This is a genomic window from Streptomyces sp. NPDC058457 (assembly GCF_042720695.1).
Lineage (GTDB): Bacteria > Actinomycetota > Actinomycetes > Streptomycetales > Streptomycetaceae > Streptomyces.
The window spans coordinates 83,641-102,066 of sequence record NZ_JBHXLU010000034.1; the positions used below are offsets into that span (position 1 = coordinate 83,641).

Annotated in this window: 15 protein-coding genes and 3 pseudogenes; 12 read left to right on the plus strand and 6 right to left on the minus strand. The window is 70.5% G+C overall.

Translation table 11 applies throughout. From position 1 onward, the window contains the following. Window positions 1-378 precede the first annotated feature (378 nt). Window positions 379-1,383: a substrate-binding domain-containing protein gene (locus ACFWPS_RS25910; RefSeq protein WP_383708555.1), complete on the plus strand. Its 1,005-nt coding sequence runs from the start codon at window positions 379-381 to the stop codon at window positions 1,381-1,383. Between the two features lie 14 nt (window positions 1,384-1,397). Here ACFWPS_RS25910 and ACFWPS_RS25915 read toward each other — a convergent pair whose 3' ends face one another. After that, on the minus strand, window positions 1,398-2,411 hold the full coding sequence (locus ACFWPS_RS25915; protein ID WP_383708556.1) for a LacI family DNA-binding transcriptional regulator: 1,014 nt from the start codon (window positions 2,409-2,411) through the stop codon (window positions 1,398-1,400). A 217-nt stretch (window positions 2,412-2,628) separates the two neighbouring features. On the opposite strand from ACFWPS_RS25915, the gene ACFWPS_RS25920 reads away from it, so the two are divergent. From ACFWPS_RS25920 to ACFWPS_RS25935, 4 genes and pseudogenes are all read left to right on the plus strand, one after another. Next, on the plus strand, window positions 2,629-3,579 hold the full coding sequence (locus tag ACFWPS_RS25920) for a TIM barrel protein (RefSeq protein WP_383708557.1): 951 nt from the start codon (window positions 2,629-2,631) through the stop codon (window positions 3,577-3,579). A gap of 97 nt (window positions 3,580-3,676) precedes the next feature. Continuing rightward, a pseudogene (locus ACFWPS_RS25925) lies at window positions 3,677-3,871 on the plus strand (MFS transporter); the annotation flags it as partial. 18 nt (window positions 3,872-3,889) lie between these two features. Continuing rightward, a complete protein-coding gene (locus ACFWPS_RS25930) occupies window positions 3,890-4,906 on the plus strand; it encodes a Gfo/Idh/MocA family oxidoreductase (protein ID WP_383708558.1) in 1,017 nt (338 codons plus the stop codon). Further along, the gene (locus ACFWPS_RS25935) at window positions 4,903-5,769 is read left to right on the plus strand and encodes a sugar phosphate isomerase/epimerase family protein (RefSeq protein WP_383708559.1); all 867 of its coding nucleotides are present in this window, start codon (window positions 4,903-4,905) and stop codon (window positions 5,767-5,769) included. Before ACFWPS_RS25930 ends, ACFWPS_RS25935 begins: the two co-directional genes overlap by 4 nt. Window positions 5,770-5,879: 110 nt before the next feature. On the opposite strand, the gene ACFWPS_RS25940 is transcribed toward ACFWPS_RS25935, so the two are convergent. After that, the gene (locus ACFWPS_RS25940) at window positions 5,880-8,096 is read right to left on the minus strand and encodes a BTAD domain-containing putative transcriptional regulator (RefSeq protein WP_383708572.1); all 2,217 of its coding nucleotides are present in this window, start codon (window positions 8,094-8,096) and stop codon (window positions 5,880-5,882) included. Between the two features lie 63 nt (window positions 8,097-8,159). Between ACFWPS_RS25940 and ACFWPS_RS25945 the strand changes: the two genes are divergently transcribed. Beyond that, window positions 8,160-9,032 carry an alpha/beta fold hydrolase gene (locus tag ACFWPS_RS25945; RefSeq protein ID WP_383708560.1) on the plus strand — a complete coding sequence of 291 codons (873 nt, stop codon included), beginning with the start codon at window positions 8,160-8,162 and terminating at the stop codon, window positions 9,030-9,032. Window positions 9,033-9,128: 96 nt separating this feature from the next. Here the strand turns inward: ACFWPS_RS25945 and ACFWPS_RS25950 are convergent, their stop codons facing one another. Then, complete coding sequence (locus ACFWPS_RS25950) at window positions 9,129-9,554, minus strand: DUF6299 family protein (RefSeq protein ID WP_383708561.1); 426 nt, start codon at window positions 9,552-9,554, stop codon at window positions 9,129-9,131. A 272-nt stretch (window positions 9,555-9,826) separates the two neighbouring features. Here ACFWPS_RS25950 and ACFWPS_RS25955 point away from each other — a divergent pair, with 272 nt between their 5' ends. The 6 genes from ACFWPS_RS25955 (at window position 9,827) to ACFWPS_RS25980 (ending at window position 14,542) form a co-directional block, all read left to right on the plus strand. Further along, a complete protein-coding gene (locus tag ACFWPS_RS25955; RefSeq protein WP_383708562.1) occupies window positions 9,827-10,027 on the plus strand; it encodes a DUF5999 family protein in 201 nt (66 codons plus the stop codon). A gap of 125 nt (window positions 10,028-10,152) precedes the next feature. Then, window positions 10,153-10,965, plus strand: a complete 813-nt coding sequence (locus ACFWPS_RS25960; RefSeq protein WP_383708563.1) for a PaaX family transcriptional regulator C-terminal domain-containing protein — start codon at window positions 10,153-10,155, stop codon at window positions 10,963-10,965. A 210-nt stretch (window positions 10,966-11,175) separates the two neighbouring features. Then, entirely contained in the window at window positions 11,176-11,727 is a 552-nt protein-coding gene (cysC, locus tag ACFWPS_RS25965; protein ID WP_383708564.1) for an adenylyl-sulfate kinase, read from the plus strand. Next, window positions 11,724-12,626 (plus strand): sulfate adenylyltransferase subunit CysD, encoded by a 903-nt coding sequence (cysD, locus tag ACFWPS_RS25970; protein ID WP_383708565.1) that lies wholly within the window; start codon window positions 11,724-11,726, stop codon window positions 12,624-12,626. Before cysC ends, cysD begins: the two co-directional genes overlap by 4 nt. A 2-nt stretch (window positions 12,627-12,628) precedes the next feature. Further along, window positions 12,629-13,837 (plus strand): sulfate adenylyltransferase subunit 1, encoded by a 1,209-nt coding sequence (locus ACFWPS_RS25975; protein WP_383708566.1) that lies wholly within the window; start codon window positions 12,629-12,631, stop codon window positions 13,835-13,837. 252 nt (window positions 13,838-14,089) lie between these two features. Beyond that, window positions 14,090-14,542, plus strand: coding sequence for an ATP-binding protein (locus ACFWPS_RS25980; protein ID WP_383708567.1), 453 nt, complete (start codon window positions 14,090-14,092; stop codon window positions 14,540-14,542). A gap of 103 nt (window positions 14,543-14,645) precedes the next feature. Here ACFWPS_RS25980 and ACFWPS_RS25985 read toward each other — a convergent pair. The 3 genes and pseudogenes from ACFWPS_RS25985 to ACFWPS_RS25995 all read right to left on the minus strand — a co-directional run. After that, window positions 14,646-15,350, minus strand: a pseudogene (locus ACFWPS_RS25985) (RNA-guided endonuclease TnpB family protein); the annotation flags it as partial. A gap of 56 nt (window positions 15,351-15,406) precedes the next feature. Continuing rightward, the gene (ltrA, locus tag ACFWPS_RS25990; protein WP_383708568.1) at window positions 15,407-17,176 is read right to left on the minus strand and encodes a group II intron reverse transcriptase/maturase; all 1,770 of its coding nucleotides are present in this window, start codon (window positions 17,174-17,176) and stop codon (window positions 15,407-15,409) included. Between the two features lie 660 nt (window positions 17,177-17,836). Continuing rightward, window positions 17,837-18,331 (minus strand): annotated as a pseudogene (locus ACFWPS_RS25995) (RNA-guided endonuclease InsQ/TnpB family protein); the annotation flags it as partial. Window positions 18,332-18,426 lie beyond the last annotated feature (95 nt).

Consider the following 18,426-nt stretch of genomic DNA (forward strand, 5'->3'; position numbering starts at 1 on the left):
GCGGCACCCCCACCCCCTTTGTTGGAACGTCATGACAAAGTCATTGACATCCCCTGAGGGCGCCCCCATAGTACGTGTCACTAGAGCGCGCTAATAAAGCGCTCTAGCGCAGACACGAACCGCCGGCGGTCGTACCCCTGACCGTCGGCACGGAGCTCCGTCCCCGCCCGTGCGAGGCAACCGGTCGGCCACCGGTGCCACAGCCCCCACCGCCGGCGGTCCACCCCTCACGTTTCACGACTCCCCGATCCGCCACGCCCCGGCGCCGGACCACCGGACGACCGGACCGCCGAGGGCACTCCCTCCCCCCTCCCCGCCATTCACCGCTCGTTCAGCTCCGCAGAGCCGACCCAGACCGCACAGCGAGGTGCAAGGGACATGCACAGAAACCACCGAGCCGCCGCCATGGCCGCCACCGTTCTCGCGGGCGTCCTGCTCGCCGCAGGCTGCTCCAGCAGCTCCGGCGGCAAGAAGTCCGAGGACAGCGGCACCGCCGCGGCCGCCGGCAAGGCGTCCACGCCCCGCATGACGGTGGCCATGATCACCCACGCCCAGCCCGGCGACACCTTCTGGGACCTGATCCGCAAGGGCGCGGCCGCGGCCGCCGCCAAGGACAACATCAAACTGGTCTACTCCGCCGACCCCAGCGCCGCCAACCAGGCCAACCTGGTGCAGAACGCGATCGACCAGAAGGTCGACGGAATCGCCCTCACCGCGGCCACACCCGACGCCCTGAAGGCGGTGGTGACCAAGGCCAAGGCCGCGAACATCCCGGTCGTCGGCTTCAACTCCGGTCTGGACGCCTGGAAGAAGCTCGGCATGCTCGAGTACTTCGGCCAGGACGAGAACATCGCAGGTGAGGCCTTCGGCCAGCGCCTCAACCAGCTTGGCGCCAAGCACGCCCTGTGTGTCGTGCAGGCCCAGGGCCAGGTCGCCCTGGAGGCCCGCTGCGCGGGTCTGACCAAGGGCTTCAAGGGCAAGACCGACAAGATCTATGTCAACGGCACCGACATGCCCTCGGTCAAGTCCACCATCACCGCCAAGCTCCAGCAGGACTCCTCGATCGACCAGGTCGTCACCCTCGGCGCCCCCATCGCACTGACCGCCATCCAGTCCGTCAAGGACGCCGGCAGCAAGGCCGAGGTCGCCACCTTCGACCTCAACAAGGACCTGGTGTCCGCCATCCAGGACAGCTCGGTCGAGTTCGCGGTCGACCAGCAGCCCTACCTCCAGGGCTACCTCGCCGTCGACTCCCTGTGGCTCTACAAGAACAACGGCAACTACAGCGGCGGCGGCGCCGAACCCGTCCTGACCGGGCCCGCGTTCGTCACCAAGGACAACGCCGAATCCATCGCCGAGTTCGCCGCCAACGGCACCCGCTGACGCTCAGTCAGCGATCACCGGACGAGCGGGCCGGCCCCCTGCGGGGGCGGCCCGCTCGTGCCGCGTACCACCAGTTTCGGGTCCAGCACCGCCTCCCGCGGCTCCAGTTCGGGCTCCTCCAGCCGCTCCACGGCGAACCGCACCGCGTACTCGGCCATCAGCCGCGCGTCCTGACGGACGGTGGTGAGGCCGATCGGCATGAGGTGGGAGAGATGGCTGTCGTCGAAGCCGACCACGGAGACGTCTCCGGGGACCTCGACACCACCCCGCGTCATCGCCATCAACACGCCCATGGCGCAACGGTCGTTGCCTGCCAGCACCGCCGTCGGCAGCGGCAGCCCGCGGTCGCGCTCCGCGAGCAGCAGCCGCCCGGTCTCGATGCCGGACTGCTCGGTGTGCGCACCGGGTATCACCCGGGTCTCCGACTCCAGTCCGTGCCTGCGCATCGCGGCCCGGTAGGAGCGCCGCCGCTCGGCCGAACCGGGACCCCGGCCGCCGTCGATGTGCACGATCCTGCGATGCCCGAGCTCGACCAGGTAGTCCATGGCCTGCCGGACACCCTTGCTCTCCGCGCTGTGCACGAAGTCCACCCGGGCCCGCGGCACCCGGCTGCTGACCGACACGGTCACGACACGACGGCCGAGCTCGTCCAGGTAGGCGGGGTCCGCGTCCGGGCCGAGCAGGATCAGCGCCTCGCAGCGGTGACCGAGCAGCGCCTCCACCGCCTTCTCCTCGCTGCGGCCCTGGGCGGCGGCGGAGAGCAGCACGTCGTAGCCGAGCCGCTCGGCCTCCGGGTAGATGCCCTCGATGAGATCGGTGTGGAAGGTCTGGTGGACGGTGAACATCACGCCGAGCGTGCGGCTGCGGCCCCGGGCCAGCAGCCGGGCCGCGCTGTCCGGGCGGTAGCCGATCTCGTCGGCGACCCGCAGCACCCGCTCGCGCGTCTCCTGGCTCGCACCGGGCTGGTTGCGGAACACGATCGACACCAGCGCCCGGGAGACACCCGCCCTGTCGGCGACGTCGGCCATCGTCGGCCGCCGCCTGCCCGCTGCATCCACCTGTGCACCCACCCTTCGACGGAGCCCACCCTAGGGCCTGCCCCGGGAAGTTCCCGGAAATCCCCCAGCAACAAGGTATTGACATGACATTCGGACAGAGGTCATCGTACTCGCACTAGAGCGCGCTAGTAGAGCGCGACAAAGGTCCGCCTCACGCGACAGAGTCCCCTCCCCCGAAGGACACTCCATGGCAACGGCGCCATCCGCCCTCCGCACCACCGCCGGCAACCTGTGCCTGGGCTCGGCACCCGACTCCTGGGGCATCTGGTTCCCCGAGGACGAGCACCAGGTCCCGTACACCCGCTTCCTCGACGAGCTGAAACAGGCCGGCTACGAGTGGTTCGAGCTCGGCCCCTACGGCTACCTCCCCACCGACCCGCGGCGGCTCAGGGAAGAACTCGACGCCCGTGGGCTCAAGGTCTCCGGCGGTACCGCGTTCGGTGCGCTGCACCGTCCCGAGGCCTGGGACGAGATGCTCGCCCATGTGCGACAGGTCGCCACGCTGACCCAGGCCGCGGGCGCCCACCACCTGGTCCTCATCCCGCCCATGTACCGGGACGAGAAGACCGGCGCGTTCACCGAGTCGCCCGAGCTGACCGCCGGGCAGTGGGCGGGCTTCGGCAAGGCCGCCGACCGGCTGGGCCGGCTGCTCCTCGACGAGTACGACGTACGGCTGGTCGTCCACCCGCACGCCGACAGCCACATCCAGACCCAGCCGGAGATCGAGCGGCTGCTCAACGAGTCCGACGGCCGGTACACGAACCTGTGCCTGGACACCGGGCACGTGGCCTACGGCGGTGGTGACAACGTCGACCTGATCCGCCGCTTCGGCGAGCGTGTCGGCTACGTCCACATCAAGCAGATGGACCCGGAGATCCTCGCCGAGGTCGCGGCGGAGGACCTCGGCTTCGGCGAGGCCGTGAAGCGTGGCGTGTGCGTCTCACCGCCGGCCGGCGTGCCGAACCCCGCCGACGTGATCGCCGAGCTGGCCGGACTCGACGCCGAGCTGTTCGTGATCGTCGAGCAGGACCTGTACCCGTGCGCCCCCGAGGTACCGCTGCCCATCGCCACCAGCACGCGTGAGTACCTGAACGGCCAGGGGCTGTCGGGAACCCGGCGCCCCGCCCTCGACCGGTGAGGGGGCGGCCCATGAACGTCAGGGACGACGCGATTCAGGCCACCGCCCCCGAGGCCGTCGCCCCCCTCACGGACCAGCCCTCCGCCGCGGTCTCCCGCTGACCAACTTCGTGATCGGCCTGGTCTTCCCGTCGTCGGTCTCCGCCATCGGGATCTCCGACACCTTCTTCCTCTTCGTGGTGGCGGGGATCCTCTCGCTCACCTTCGTGAAGCTCTACGTCCCCGAGACCAAGGGCCGCACCCTCGAAACCCTCGAAACCCTCGAAGCCGAACTCCGGGCGCGCTTCTCCTGACCCCCTGAAGGGACGACCATGACCGTACGTGTAGGAGTCATCGGTGCCGGCTGGATCGGCAAAGAGCACATCCAGCGCCTCACCCACACCGTCACCGGAGCCCGCGTCACCGCGGTCACCGACATCGACCCGGCCCGCGCCGCCGAGGCCGCGGAGCCGGCCGGCGCCCGGGTGCTGCCCGACGGCGCGGCCGTGGTCGCGGCGGACGACGTGGACGCCGTACTCGTCACCTCCTGGGGCCCCACCCACGCCGAACACGTCCTCGACGCGGTCGCCGCCGGGAAGCCCGTCTTCTGCGAGAAGCCCCTCGCCACCACCGCCGAGGACTGCCTGAGGATCGTCGAGGCGGAGCAGGCACACGGCCGCCGCCTGGTGCAGGTCGGCTTCATGCGCCGCTACGACGCCGGGTACCGGCAGCTGAAGGAGGTCATCGACTCCGGCCGGATCGGCGAACCGCTGATCGTGCACTGCGCCCACCGCAACCCCACCGTCCCGGAGTCGTACACCTCCGCGATGGCCGCGCTGGACACGGCGGTGCACGAGGTCGACGTGCTGCGCTGGCTCCTCGACGACGAGATCGTCTCCACCCAGGTGATCACCCCGCGCGCCACGAGCAAGCGGTTCGAGCACCTGAAGGACCCGCAGATCATGCTCTTCGAGACCGCCAAGGGCGTCCGCATCGACCTGGAGGTCTTCGTCAACTGCCGGTACGGCTACGACATCCAGTGCGAGGCGGTGGGTGAGGAGGGCCTGGTCCGGCTGCCCGACCCGGCCGCGGTCGGCGTCCGCACCGCCGGTCAGCACAGCACGGCCGTGCTCACGGACTGGGTGGGCCGCTTCCGGGACGCCTTCGACACCGAGTTCCGCGAGTGGATCGCCGGCGTCGCGGCGGGCGAGGAGCCCACCGGTCCCTCGGCCTGGGACGGCTACGCCGCGACCACCATCACCGCGGCGACCGTCGAGGCCCTGGACTCGGGCACCGTCGTCGCCACCGACCTCAAGCCCCGCCCGGCCTTCTACGGAGGTACCGCGTGAAGATCGCCCTCGACCCGTACATGTTCCGCGCCCTGCCGATCGACGACATGGTGCGCACGGTGGCCGAACTCGGCTACGAGTACATCGAGTTGTCGCCGCGTGACGACTTCATGCCGTTCTTCCTGCACCCGCGCGCGGACGACGGGCGGATCGCCGGGCTGAAGAACTCCCTGCGCACACACGGCGTGAAGCTGTCCTCGGTGCTGCCGCTGTACAAGTGGTCGTCCCCGGACGAGACGGAGCGGCAGGCGGCCGTCCGCTACTGGAAGCGGATGATCGAGATCACGGCCGACCTCGAATGCACCCTGATCAACAGCGAGTTCAACGGCCGCCCGGAGCGCGCGACGGAGAGCGAGGCCGCCTTCTGGCGCTCCCTGGAGGAACTCCTCCCCCTCTTCGAGCGTGAGGGCATCGCTCTCAACCTGGAGGCCCACCCGGACGACTTCTGCGAGGAGAACACCCCCGCGGTCGACCTGGTCCGCGCGATCAACAGGCCGTGGGTGAACTACCTCTACTGCGCCCCGCACTCCTTCCACCTCTCCGGCGCCGACCCCACGGCCGACATCGCGGCGATGATGCGCTACGCCGGCGACAAGCTGCGGCACGTGCACATCGCGGACTCCTTCAACCACAAGGGCTCCAGCGGGCTGCGCTACATCCTCAACCCGCCCGGCACCACGGCCCGGATCCACCAGCACCTGGACATCGGCCAGGGCGAGGTCGACTGGGACGCCTTCTTCGGCACCCTGCGCGAGCTGGACTTCGACGGTGTCGCCACCGCCTGTGTCTTCGCCTGGGAGGAACGGGCGCGGGACTCCTCGGCGTTCATGCTGGACCGCATCAAGAAGGAGCTGGCCGCCTGAGCGTTCCGCTGGAAGGGCCGCGACGCGACCTGCCGTCTGTCGACTGCGGCGCCATCGTGGCTGGTCGCGCCCACGCGGCGGAGCCGCAGATGGATACAGCCCCGCGCCCCTTACGGGGCGCCGAGGGCGTCCCCGATCGCCGACAGCCAGCCGTCGACCGGCCCGGCCGTCAGCAACCCGCTGCCCGCACCGGCGAGTTGACCGGCTGCCGGGCGAAGAGCCGCCCGGCAGCGGCGCAGGGCCGCACGGTCGCCGAGTTCCAGGGCGACGGCCGCCGCGACACACCACAGCGCCTCCTGCACGAGGTCGGCAGGAGGCTCGGGCAGCCCGTGCAGCGCATCGCGGGCTGCCCCTTCGTCGTCGTCGGCGAGGGCGAGCGCGGGCCGGATCCAGGGGAGATACGGCCCCCAGTCGGCGCCCGGGTCGACGGCGTCCGGGTCGACGGCGTCCCGGATTCCGTACGGCCGTCCCGCCAGGCGGAGGCAGAGCAGCGCGAGGGGAAGCAGTCCGTCGCGCACCCCGGGCATACCGGACCCGTCCAGGAGCCGGCCGACCTCGCGGTAGGCGGCCTCGACGGCATCGGCAGGGGCGGCCCGCGTTCCGGCCCCGCGGGCCGCGCGGGGGCCGACGACGGGCGCGGGCCCGTCGATCCGGCGGGCCGTGGCGAGGTCGGCGCCGGGCACCGGTCGGCCGCTCCGATCCGCTGCTCCACCCCGGCCGGAATCCGGCCCACCACCCCGCCCGGCCTGTCTGCCGGAGACCGGTACGCCCCTCCCCCGCACGCTGTCGGTTTCTCCCCCGCGGTGCCCCGTCCCACCCGTCGCCGCCAGGCGCAGTGCCCGGTATCCCTCCGTGAACACCCGGACCAGCGGCAGTTCATGGCGGTCGGCCAGCCGGTCGGCCGCCGCCGCGTGTTCGTCGGCCGTGGTGAAGTCGGCGAGCGCGGCCCGCGCCTGTACCCGGATCAGGTGGCCGAGCACCTCGTAGGTGACCAGGCCGTGCCTGGCCGAGAGGGTGACCAGTTCGGTGCCGACGGCGTCGCGGCGCGGGGCGAGGCCGGCCCGGGTGCAGGACTGCATGAAGACGCCGTTGAGGGCGAAGGCGAGCAGCGCCGGGTCGTCCAGGCGGCGGGCGAGGAGCTCCGCCTCGGCGGCGGCCTGCACGGCGCGGCCGGACCTGGTGCCGCGTGACTCCAGGGCGACGGTGGCGAGCAGCCGGCAGCGGGCCGCGTCCTGGGCCGGGGTGGCGGGGAGGCGGGCCAGTGCCCGTTCGGCGGCCCGGACGATGCGACGGGCGCCCGTCTCGTCGTCGGACCGGGGCCAGATCGCGGGGACGTCGTAGGCGCCGATGACCCGGGCGGTGAGTTCCGGGTCGCCGGACTCCTCGGCCGCGGTGATCGCTTCGAGCCGGTGTTCGCGGGCGGCGGCCAGCCCGCCGGAGCCGGTCACCGCGAGGGTGCGCAGCAGTCCGACGGTCGATTCGAGCCGGGCCCGGGCACCGGCGGCGACGGTACGGTCGTAGGCCTCGGCGGCCCGGGACCAGACCCGGGCCGCCGTGGCCTCCGGGGCGGTGGGGGCGTCCAGGCCGGGGGCCTGGGCGAGCACGTCGGCCTCCAGCCGGCGCAGCGCCCGGCCCGGGTCGACGCCCAGCTGTCCGGCGAGGGTCGCGCGGGCCCGGCGCAGTACCGCGAGGGCGTCGCCCTGGCGGCCGGTCCGGTAGAGGGCGAGCGCCAGCAGCCGCCAGGCCTCCTCACGCCACGGGTGCCCGGTGAGGTGGGCGTCCAGATCGGGCACCGCCTCGGCCGCCCGGCCCGCCGCCAGCAGCGCCTCGGCCCGCTGCTCCACGGCCCGCAGCCGCAGCTCGGCCAGCCGGGCCCGCTCGCCCCGGCACCACTCCTCGTCCGCGAACTCGGCATAGGCGGGCCCCCGCCACAGCTCCAGCGCCTCTCTCAGCAGCCCCGCGGCCCGGCCGGGCTCCTCCTGTCCGGCGGCCGCCACGGCCCGCTCGAACCGCCAGGCGTCGACCGCTTCGGCGCGCAGGGCGTAGCCGGGGCCGTCGGTGACCAGCAGCCGGGCCGGGGCACGGGACGGCCGGTCGGGTTCGAGGGCCCGCCGCAGATCGCCCACGAAGGTGCGGACGGCGCCGACGGCGGTCGGCGGCGGTTCCTCCCAGAGGTCGGCGACCAGCCGGGCCACGGGCACCACGCGTCTGCGGGCGACGATCAGCCGGGCCAGTACGGCACGGTGCCGGAGGCCCTTCAGGGCGAGCGGACGACCGGCCCGCTCGGCCGTCACGGATCCGAGCACCCCGAAGGCGACCTGGTCGATCCTCACCCGCCCACCGTACGTGCTGCTGATCCACTGCTGATCCGGGCACGGGAGCCTCGGCGCATGAACATCCCAGGTTTTCAGCAGCACCGTGTCCCGGTCGCGGACGGCGTCGCCCTGCACACGGCCGTCGGCGGCACCGGCAGCCCGGTCGTCCTGCTGCACGGTTTCCCGCAGACCCATCTGATGTGGCGGCACGTGGCCGCCGCCCTCGCGGACGGGCACACCGTGATCTGTCCCGACCTGCGCGGCTACGGCGCCAGCGACAAGCCGGCCGACCCGGACGGGACGTCGTACGCGAAGCGGACCATGGCCTCCGACGTCGTGGCGCTCGCCCGGGCCCTCGGCCACGAGCGTTTCGCGCTCGCCGGGCACGACCGGGGCGCGCTGGTCGCCTTCCGGGCCGGGCTCGACCACCCGGACGCGGTCACGCACCTGGCGCTGCTGGACGTGCTGCCCACCCTGGACATGTGGGAGGTGCTGCACGGCGCCACCGCCGCCGTCGCCTTCCATCTGTATCTGATGGCCCAGCCGCCGGGCCTGCCGGAGGAGTTGATCGGTGCGGCCCCTGATTTGTTCTTCGGCCACTTCCTCGACCTGTGGACCCGCGACCCCGCCGCGATCCCGGGTGACGTCCGCGCCGCCTATCTCGCGGCCTGCCGGGAGGCGGTGCCCTCCATCGTGGCCGACTACCGGGCCTCGGCCGGTATCGACGCCGGCCACGACCTGGACGACCGGACCGCCGGGAACGTCCTGACCATGCCGGTCACCGTGCTCCAGCAGGACTGGGGTGCCGCGCTCGGCTACGACGCGGCCGCGGTGTGGCGGGCCTGGGCCCCGGACCTGGAGCACCACACGGTGACGTGCGGGCACTTCATGGCTGAGGAGGCGCCGGACGAGGTCACCGCGGCGCTGCGAAAGCTGCTGGCCCGCTGACCCGCTGACCGGGCACGGCGGCACCGGGCCCCGGCGGCACCGGGGCCCGGCGGCACCGGGGCCCGGCGGCACCGGGGCCCGGTGCCCGCGTCCGGGTCAGGCCCTGGTGAGGGTGATGTCCTGTTGGCCGGTAGCGTGGAAGGACGGCAGCGGCAGGCCGCCCGTGGAGCGCAGCTCCATGATCGTGGCCTCGACGTGGGCGGCGCGCGGCGCCAGCTTCTCCGAGGTGACCTTGCCGGTGTTCTCCCAGCGGTGCTCGGCGCCGTCGCAGAGGGCCCGGGTGCCCCCGATGCCGTGCTTGTAGTTCGGGGAGTCCTGGCTGACCGAGGAGCTGATGAACACCGGTCCGGAGGCACCGGTGCAGGTGTAGGTGCCGGAGAGGGTGACGGTGCCGTCGGAGGCGAGACGGCCGGTGCGGTCGACGGTGACGGACTCGCCGGGGGTGGCGGTCGCGGGGGCGACGGCGGCGCACAGCAGGGCGACGGAACCGAGGGCCGCGGCGAGGACGGGGCGTACGGGCATGGTTTCCTTCCCGGATCGTGAGGTGGGGGCATGCCCTGGATACCGGGCGGCCGGGCCCGGAAGCGTGATCGTCACCCCTTCGGTGGCGCGTCCCGCCGCATCCGGGACGCCGGTCGTATCCCGGAGCCGCGGCGACCGTCGTGGAAGCGTCCGGGAGTTGTCCGCGTGTTGTCACAGGTCGCGGCAGGAGGTTCCCCGGCGTTCACGGCAGGAGCATGGTCTGGTCATGCCGGTCGGCGACCGTGCCGTAGGCAGACCCGTGGAGGTGCGCCATGTGTTACCACCAGTCCCCGAGCGCGACGGCCGACCGCGGCCTGGCGCACATCGTCGCCGCCCACCCCGAGCAGGGCTGGACCCTGCGGTGCGACGGGGCGATCGTCTTCGACGACACGGGCGAGCTGCACCCCGACGGCAGCGTGGTCCCGCCGCACCGCGGCCCGGCCGACCGCCTCGCCGTCGCCGTCGCCGCCTGACCCGGCACGGGGCACAGGCACCGGACACAGGCACCGGACACCGGGCACCCTGGACGGGCCCCGGAATCCTGACTCACGTTCAGCCGTGCACCGAAGGTGACCAGCAGCGATGCCGGGGACCTAAAATGATCAACGTGCCCGAGCAACACGCCCCGAGGTCCCTCATCGTCACGCTCTACGGCGCCTACGGCCGCTTCCTGCCCGGCCCGGTGCCCGTCGCCGAGCTGATCCGGCTGCTGGACGCCGTGGGCGTGGACGCCCCCTCCGTCCGTTCGTCGGTGTCCCGGCTGAAACGGCGCGGGCTGCTGGCCCCGGCCCGTACCGCGCAGGGCACCGCAGGCTACGAACTCTCCGCCGAAGCACGCCAGTTGCTCGAAGACGGCGACCGCCGGGTGTACGCCGACGCACCGCCGCAGGACCAGGGCTGGGTGCTCGCGGTGTTCTCGGTGCCCGAGTCGGAGCGGCAGAAGCGGCACGTGCTGCGCTCCCGGCTGGCCGGACTCGGCTTCGGCACGGCCGCGCCGGGCGTGTGGATCGCCCCGGCCCGGCTGTTCGAGGAGACCCGGCACACCCTGCGCCGGCTCGGCCTCGACCCGTACGTGGACTTCTTCCGGGGTGACCACCTCGGCTTCGCACCCACCACCGAGGCGGTCGCCCGCTGGTGGGACCTGACGGCGATCGCCAAGACGCACGAGCAGTTCCTCGACGCCCACGAGCCGGTGCTGCGCGGCTGGGAACACCGGTCGGACACCCCGCCCGAGGACGCCTACCGCGACTACCTCCGCGCCCTCGACTCCTGGCGCCACCTGCCGTACACCGACCCCGGACTGCCGACGGGCCTGCTGCCCGCCGACTGGCCCGGCACCCGCTCGGCGGCCGTCTTCCGCGCCCTGCACGCACGGCTGCGGGAGGCCGGGGGCACCTTCGCCGGCCTGTGACCGGCTCTGTGAACGGCTCCGTGACCGGCTCTGTGAACAGGCAGACGGCCCTTTGTGAAATGTTCATTGCAGGACTCTGTGACCTCTTGCGTACCAGGAGTCACTCAGTTAAACCTCAGCTTCCTTAACCACTCCTCTCAGACTTCTTACCTACTCTTCGACGGGTCGTACGCGAGTTTGACGAGTAGGTAAGGAAGAGGTCTGTTGCGCATGACCACCACGCCAAGGGCTCAGGGAGCCACGGTCTGGCTGACGGGACTGCCGAGTGCGGGCAAGACGACGATCGCCCGCCTCCTCGGCGACCGGCTCAAGGCCGAAGGACATCGCGTGGAGGTTCTCGACGGCGACGAGATACGCCGCTTCCTCTCGGCCGGTCTCGGCTTCTCCCGGGCGGACCGCAACACCAACGTGCAGCGCATCGGCCTGGTCTCCGAGGTGCTCGCGCGCAACGGCGTGCTCTCCGTCGTCCCGGTCATCGCCCCCTACGCCGACAGCCGCGAGGCGGTGCGTGGCCGGCACGAGAAGAGCGGGACGCCGTACCTGGAGGTGCATGTGGCGACCCCGGTCGAGGTGTGCAGCGAGCGGGACGTGAAGGGCCTGTACGCCAGGCAGGCCGCCGGTGAGCTGACCGGGCTGACCGGTGTCGACGACCCGTACGAGCCGCCCGTCGACCCGGCGCTGGTGCTGCGCACCCAGGAGCAGACCCCGCAGGAGTCGGCGGACGCGGTGCACGCGCTGCTGGTGGAGCGGGGGCTGGCATGAGCACCTTCACGCTGTCCCACCTGGACGCGCTGGAGTCCGAGGCGGTCCACATCTTCCGCGAGGTGGCGGGCGAGTTCGAACGGCCGGTGATCCTGTTCTCCGGCGGCAAGGACTCCATCGTCATGCTGCACCTCGCGCTCAAGGCGTTCGCCCCGGCGGCGATCCCGTTCTCCCTGCTGCACGTGGACACCGGGCACAACTTCGCCGAGGTCCTTGAGTACCGGGACCGTGTGGTGACCGCACATGGGCTGCGCCTCCACGTGGCCTCCGTACAGGACTACATCGACCGCGGTGTGCTCCGCGAACGCCCCGACGGCACCCGCAACCCCCTCCAGACCGTGCCGCTGACCGAGAAGATCCAGAGCGAGAAGTTCGACGCGGTCTTCGGCGGCGGCCGCCGCGACGAGGAGAAGGCCCGCGCGAAGGAGCGGGTGTTCTCCCTGCGCGACGAGTTCTCCCAGTGGGACCCGCGCCGCCAGCGCCCCGAGCTGTGGAACCTCTACAACGGCCGCCACGCCCCCGGCGAACACGTCCGCGTGTTTCCCCTGAGCAACTGGACCGAGCTGGACGTCTGGCAGTACATCGCCCGCGAGGAGATCGAGCTGCCGCAGATCTACTTCGCCCACCACCGCGAGGTCTTCATGCGCGGCGGGATGTGGCTGACGGCCGGCGAGTGGGGCGGGCCGCGCGAGAACGAAACCGTCGAGAAGCGCCAGGTGCGCTACCGGACCGTCGGCGACATGTCCTGCACCGGCGCGGTCGACTCCGACGCGGACAGCATCGAGAAGGTGATCGCCGAGATCGCCGCCTCCCGGCTCACCGAGCGCGGCGCCACCCGGGCCGACGACAAGCTCTCCGAGGCCGCGATGGAAGACCGCAAGCGCGAGGGGTACTTCTAAGCATGAGCACGACCATCGACACCCTGCGGTTCGCCACCGCCGGCTCCGTCGACGACGGCAAGTCCACCCTCGTCGGACGGCTGCTGCACGACTCCAAGTCGGTCCTCGCCGACCAGCTGGAGGCCGTCGAACAGGCGTCCCTGAGCCGGGGCAAGGACGCTCCCGACCTGGCCCTCCTCACCGACGGCCTGCGCGCCGAACGCGAGCAGGGCATCACCATCGACGTGGCGTACCGCTACTTCGCCACCCCGAAGCGCCGGTTCATCCTGGCCGACACCCCGGGCCATGTGCAGTACACCCGCAACATGGTCACCGGCGCCTCCACCGCCGAGCTGGCGATCATCCTGGTCGACGCCCGCAACGGGGTCGTCGAGCAGACCCGCCGGCACGCCGCCGTGGCCGCCCTGCTGCGCGTCCCGCACGTCGTCCTCGCCGTCAACAAGATGGACCTGGTCGGCTACGAGCGGGCCGGGTTCGAGCGGATCGTCGCCGACTTCACCGCCCAGACCGCCGAGCTGGGGCTCCCCGAGGTCACCCCGATCCCGGTCTCGGCGCTGGTGGGCGACAACGTCGTCGACCGTTCCCCGCGCATGGACTGGTACGATGGCCCGGCGCTCCTGGAGTTCCTGGAGAACGTCCCGGTGGTCGCGGACCCGGCCGACGCCCCGGCCCGCTTCCCGGTCCAGTACGTGATCCGGCACGGTGACATCCGTCACTACGCGGGCCAGTTGGTCTCCGGCTCGGTGCGGGTCGGCGACCGGGTCACCGTGCACCCGTCCGGCGAGACCTCCGAGATCGCGGCGATCGACGTGCTCGGCACCGAGGTCGAGGCGGCGCACGCCCCGCAGTCCATCGGGGTGCGCCTGACCGACCAGCGGGACGTCTCGCGCGGCGACATGATCACCGCCGGGCCGGAGGCGCCCGCGCTCACCCAGGACGTCACGGCCGCCGTCTGCCATCTGGCCGACCGGCCGCTCAGGGTCGGCGACCGGGTGCTGCTCAAGCACACCACCCGGACCGTCAAGGCGATCGTCCGCGACCTGGCGGGCGCCACCCGGCTGAGCGCCAACGACCTGGGCCGGATCACCCTGCGCAGCGCCGAGCCGCTGCCGCTGGACGCCTACGCGGTCTCCCGCCGTACCGGCGCGTTCATCCTGATCGACCCGGCGGACGGCGCGACGCTGACCGCGGGAATGGTCGAGTTCGGCTGATCTCCGCACGCACGTGAAGGAGCCCCCGGCAGCTGCCGGGGGCTCCTTCACGTTCCGGACGGACGGTCACAAGGTCACGGCGCGTCAATAACGCGGTAACAGTGCGGGCGCGCATGCGAGACGGCCCGTCGGCCGGGGTAAGCAGCCCGTTACCGGGACAAAGGTCCGGTCCGGGGCCCGCCGACGGGTTCCGGAACGGGACCCGTACCATTCCTACAGTTGAAAGCAGGACAAGCAGTGATCGCCTGCGCCATGAACGGAATCGCCGTGTACGAACCACCCTCCGCAGCCGCCTCCTGGCGTATCGCGCTGCCGCACACCGTCGCGGCCGTGCCGGTCGCCCGTGCCCTGGTGCGTTCGGCGATGGAGGAGACGGGCCACGCGGCGGACACCGACACCGCCGAACTGCTCACGGCGGAACTGGTCGCCAACGCGGTGGAGCACACCGCGGGCAAGGGGCCGATAGAGCTGGTCGTCGAGCTGATGCCGGGCGGCTGCAAGGTCGAGGTGCACGACCCGGACCCGGCGCCGCCGGGCCATCTCACCCGTCCGGTGATCGAGGAGCCCGACCCCATGCAGGAGGGCGGGCGCGGCCTGCTGCTGATCCGCGCCCTGAGCTCGTCCTGCGGGCACCGCCCCACCGAGTCCGGCAAGGCGGTGTGGTTCAGGCTTCCTGCAGTACCGCGTCAGTGGCGTCGGGCGTGACCGTGTCGCTCTCCGCCGGGGCCAGCGTGGAGTTCCGGCGCCCTTGACTTGCTCCTCGGGCTGAGACCCGAGGATTCTGGCCTTCTCGTCCGTTGCCGTGCCGCTACGCGGCACAGGATTCGGGCGGGAATCCATGGCTTCCTGTTTCTTCGCGCTGTGCCGGGACGAGTCCTGGTCTTACCGGCGCTCCGCAGGCCGATGCCGCCAGTCCGGCGGCCGTTTTGACGTTCTTCGCGGCATTGTGGTCCCGGTCGTGGACGGTGCCGCAGGCACTGCAGGTCCATTCCCGGACGTTCAGGGGCTTGGGACCATCCTTGACACCGCAGACCGAGCAGGTCTGGGAGGTCGGCTCGAACCGGTCGATCTTGACCAGAGTCCGCCCGTACCTTGCGGCCTTGTACTCCAGTATGTGTGCGAACGCGGACCATCCGGCGTCGTGGACACTCCCGGCCAGCCTGGTGCGCGCGAGCCCTTGGACCGCCAGGTCCTCCACGCCGATCGCTTGGTTCTCGCGGATCAACTGAGTGGAGAGTTGGTGGTGCAACTCGCGACGAGCATCGGCCACCTTCGCATGGGCGCGAGCAAGCTTAAGGCGGGCCTTCTCCCGGTTCTTCGATCCCTTCTGCTTGCGGGACAGCTCCCGCTGGGCCTTCTTCAGTTTCTTCTCCGCCCGACGCAGAAACCGAGGGGAGTCGATCTTCGTGCCGTCGGATAGGACGGCGAAGTGGGTCAGGCCCAGGTCGATGCCGACCGTCTGGTCGGTGTCGGGCATCCGGGCGGCGTCCGCGGCCGGGTCGGTGTCGACGAGTCGGGTAGCCGGAGCGCGTCACCGCGCCCCGGCCCCCTCAGAACCGTGCGTGCGACTCACGCCGCACACGGCTCAAGCAGAACCCGAGGGCGTTTGCTCTTCCGTGCGGTTGCTCGGTCATCGGCTTCGTGGTGCCGCCGATGACAATCCGCGTGTACAAGGCGGAGGTTGTTCAACTCGTTCCCGCCCCCTTCCCGCCGGAACACGAAGTGATGCTTGTGCAGCTTCTTCGCTACGGCTGCGAACCACTCGATCCACTCCCGTGGATTGTCCGGTTCGTATTCCGCTCCGGTGATCAGGGTCCCGCCGCAGAGCGGACACGCCCCTTGCTGGCGGAACGCCAGGTGCAGGCTGGTCTTGTCCATGACGGGAGGCGCCTTCTTCCGGCGCCGTTTCGCCCAGTAGTCCTGGAGGGCAGGGTCATCCATGGATGCCGCGCCTTTGACCATGACGTGCCGGACGATCGGGGTCCAGGCGAACTTGTAGAGGTAGGCACCAGAGACCCGGTCGCCAAACACCCACTTGTCCGCCCGGGACTTGTTGAACGTACCGAAGTACCGCTTCACCACCCAGTCCTTCGGCTTGTTGGGGTGACTCCGTCTGGCCCACTTGTAGGTGAGTTTCCAGACGTACGTGTCCAGCGATTGAAAGATCTTCGAGGACACCACCCCCCGGTAGTACGTTGCCCACCCACGCACGATCGGCGTGAGCCGTCTCAGTACCGCTGCGGCGTTGGAGCCATTCAGCTCCTTGACCTCTATCCGCAGCCGTTCCCGGATTCTTTTCACCGCGTCCTTGCTCGGCCGGATGATGACCATGCGATTGCTGTTCCGCCGGATGTTGAACCCGAGGAAGTCAAATCCCCTGTCGAGATTGGTCACTTGAGTCTTCTCCTCGTTGAAGCGGAGCCCTCTCGGCTCCAGCCACAACGACAGCTCTCGCTTCATCCGTTCCGCTTCCTCCTTCGAGTGCGTAAGCACTACAAAGTCGTCCGCGTACCGCACCAGGACCGGGGTCCCGGACTTCGCACCGGGTTCTTGCCCCTTGCGAATCCGGTATTTGACCCCCACGGCGCTCTCCATTCCGTGCAGAGCGATGTTCAACAGCAGAGGGCTGATCACGCCTCCCTGCGGGGTGCCTTCCTCTGTCGGAGCCCATCTTCCGTTCTCCAGCACCCCTGCCTTAAGCCATCCACGGATCATGCCCCGTCCGGGGAACGAGCCGATGGACTCCATCAGGCGGTCGTGGTGGATTCGGTCAAAGGCCGCCGACAAATCCGCATCCAGAACCCACATCCTCTCAGGGGACTTGCCCCGTGTCATCGAGAAGATGCTCTGAATCGCGTCGTGGCAGCTCCGCCCCGGTCGGAAGCCGAACGATCTGGCTTCGAACCGGGCCTCCCACTCGGGTTCCAAGGCATTCTTGGCCCGCGCCTGCATGACGCGGTCCTTGATCACCGGAATCCCGAGCGGACGCTGCCTCCCATTGCTCTTCGGGATGTACACCCGCTTGACCGGATCGGGCCGACGAGTTGGTGTCTCCTGGATCTCCACGACGAGCCTTGCTCGCCCTTGTGGAGTGAGAATCACCTGTCCGTCGACGCCGGCGGTCTTGCGGCCAGAACTCTGCTGGGTAACCCGCCGCACGCTGACCAGCGTGTTGCTTCGTGACCGCAGCATGAGCTTCTGCAGGTTACGGACCTTCTTCAGATCCCCTTCCTGCGACGCCTTGAAGATCCGTTGGCGAAGTCGCCGTACGCTCTCTTCCTCGCTGGCCCAGTCGATGCCGTGCCAGTCAAGTTCGGGTCCGCCATCAGGTCCGTTCACCGCACCCCGTGCGGCGTCCAACTTGCCCGTCAGTTCTGGTCCCTCCCCACTATCTCTTCAAGGTTCCACCTGATCCACGTCAGCTCCCTTTCGGGCCGGGCAGCGCCCGTATCCGACGGGTTATACGCATCGCCTCAGAGCAGACGGTCGCGCTTTCCCCTCGCCTTTCGGCCGGTCGGCATTCGCTTCTTGGATCATCCTGTTCCCGCTGCGACATCGGCTGCCCTTGCGGTTCACCTACTGCACGCAGATCACAACGGGGTTTCCACGTTCCGCACCATCAAGCTGCGACTGGGGAGGGTGCCTCCTTTACCCCGGGCCCGGTGGTGTCCTGCCTCCCTGCATTCGTCCAGGGAGGTCACCTGGCGCTTCTCAGCGCCGAGGGCCTGTCGGTCAGTTGTACATCCCGTCGTCTGACCGTTTCGCTCACGAGGCATAGCCGGAGGTTCACGCAAGTTCACCCTGTCCAGTCTTCCCCTCGCCTGTTGTCTCCGGACGGTTCGAAGACTCTTGGGCTTTACGGTCCGGCTTCACACCCCGCCGTTACCGGCAACGCATGCGGACCCGGGGACTGACCATGGACACTGATCAGAGAAGCAGCCCGCATATCTCCTCTCTGTGGGCTGCCCCCACTTGAATGGAGCGACCTCGTGTCGCACCGAACGAGGCGAAGTACCGTCCGGCCGCATCCTTGACCACGGTGACCGACGACGGCTGCGCGGGCAGGGCGCGGGACCACTTCACCTTCACGGCGCCGATCTTCGGGAGGTTCAACCTCCCGGAACCGCTGATCGACCAGCGGGCATTGGCCGTGAAGCGGATCGACTGACGACTGTCCTTGCGGGACTTGAACCGTGGCGCACCGCACTTCGCGCCCTTGCGCTCGCCCTTGAGGGAGGCGAAGAAGTTCTTGTAGGCGGCCTCCGCGTCGCGCAGGGACTGCTGGAGGACGACCGCGGAGACTTCGCCCAGCCAGGATCGCTCGGGTGTCTGCTTGGTCTGGGTGATCAGCTTCTGGGACAGCGCACCCGCCATGGGAAAGGGTTCGCCCGCCCTGCGGGCGTCCTCGCGGGCGCGGACGGCATCGTTGTACACGACGCGTGCGCACCCGAACGCCCTCGCCAGCGCGAGGCGGTGGCCCGGTTCCGGGTACAGGTCGGGTAGCCGGGATGCATTACTGCATCCCGGCCCCCTCAGAACCGTGCGTGCACCTTTCAATGCACACGGCTCAAGCTCGCCCCATGGGCCAG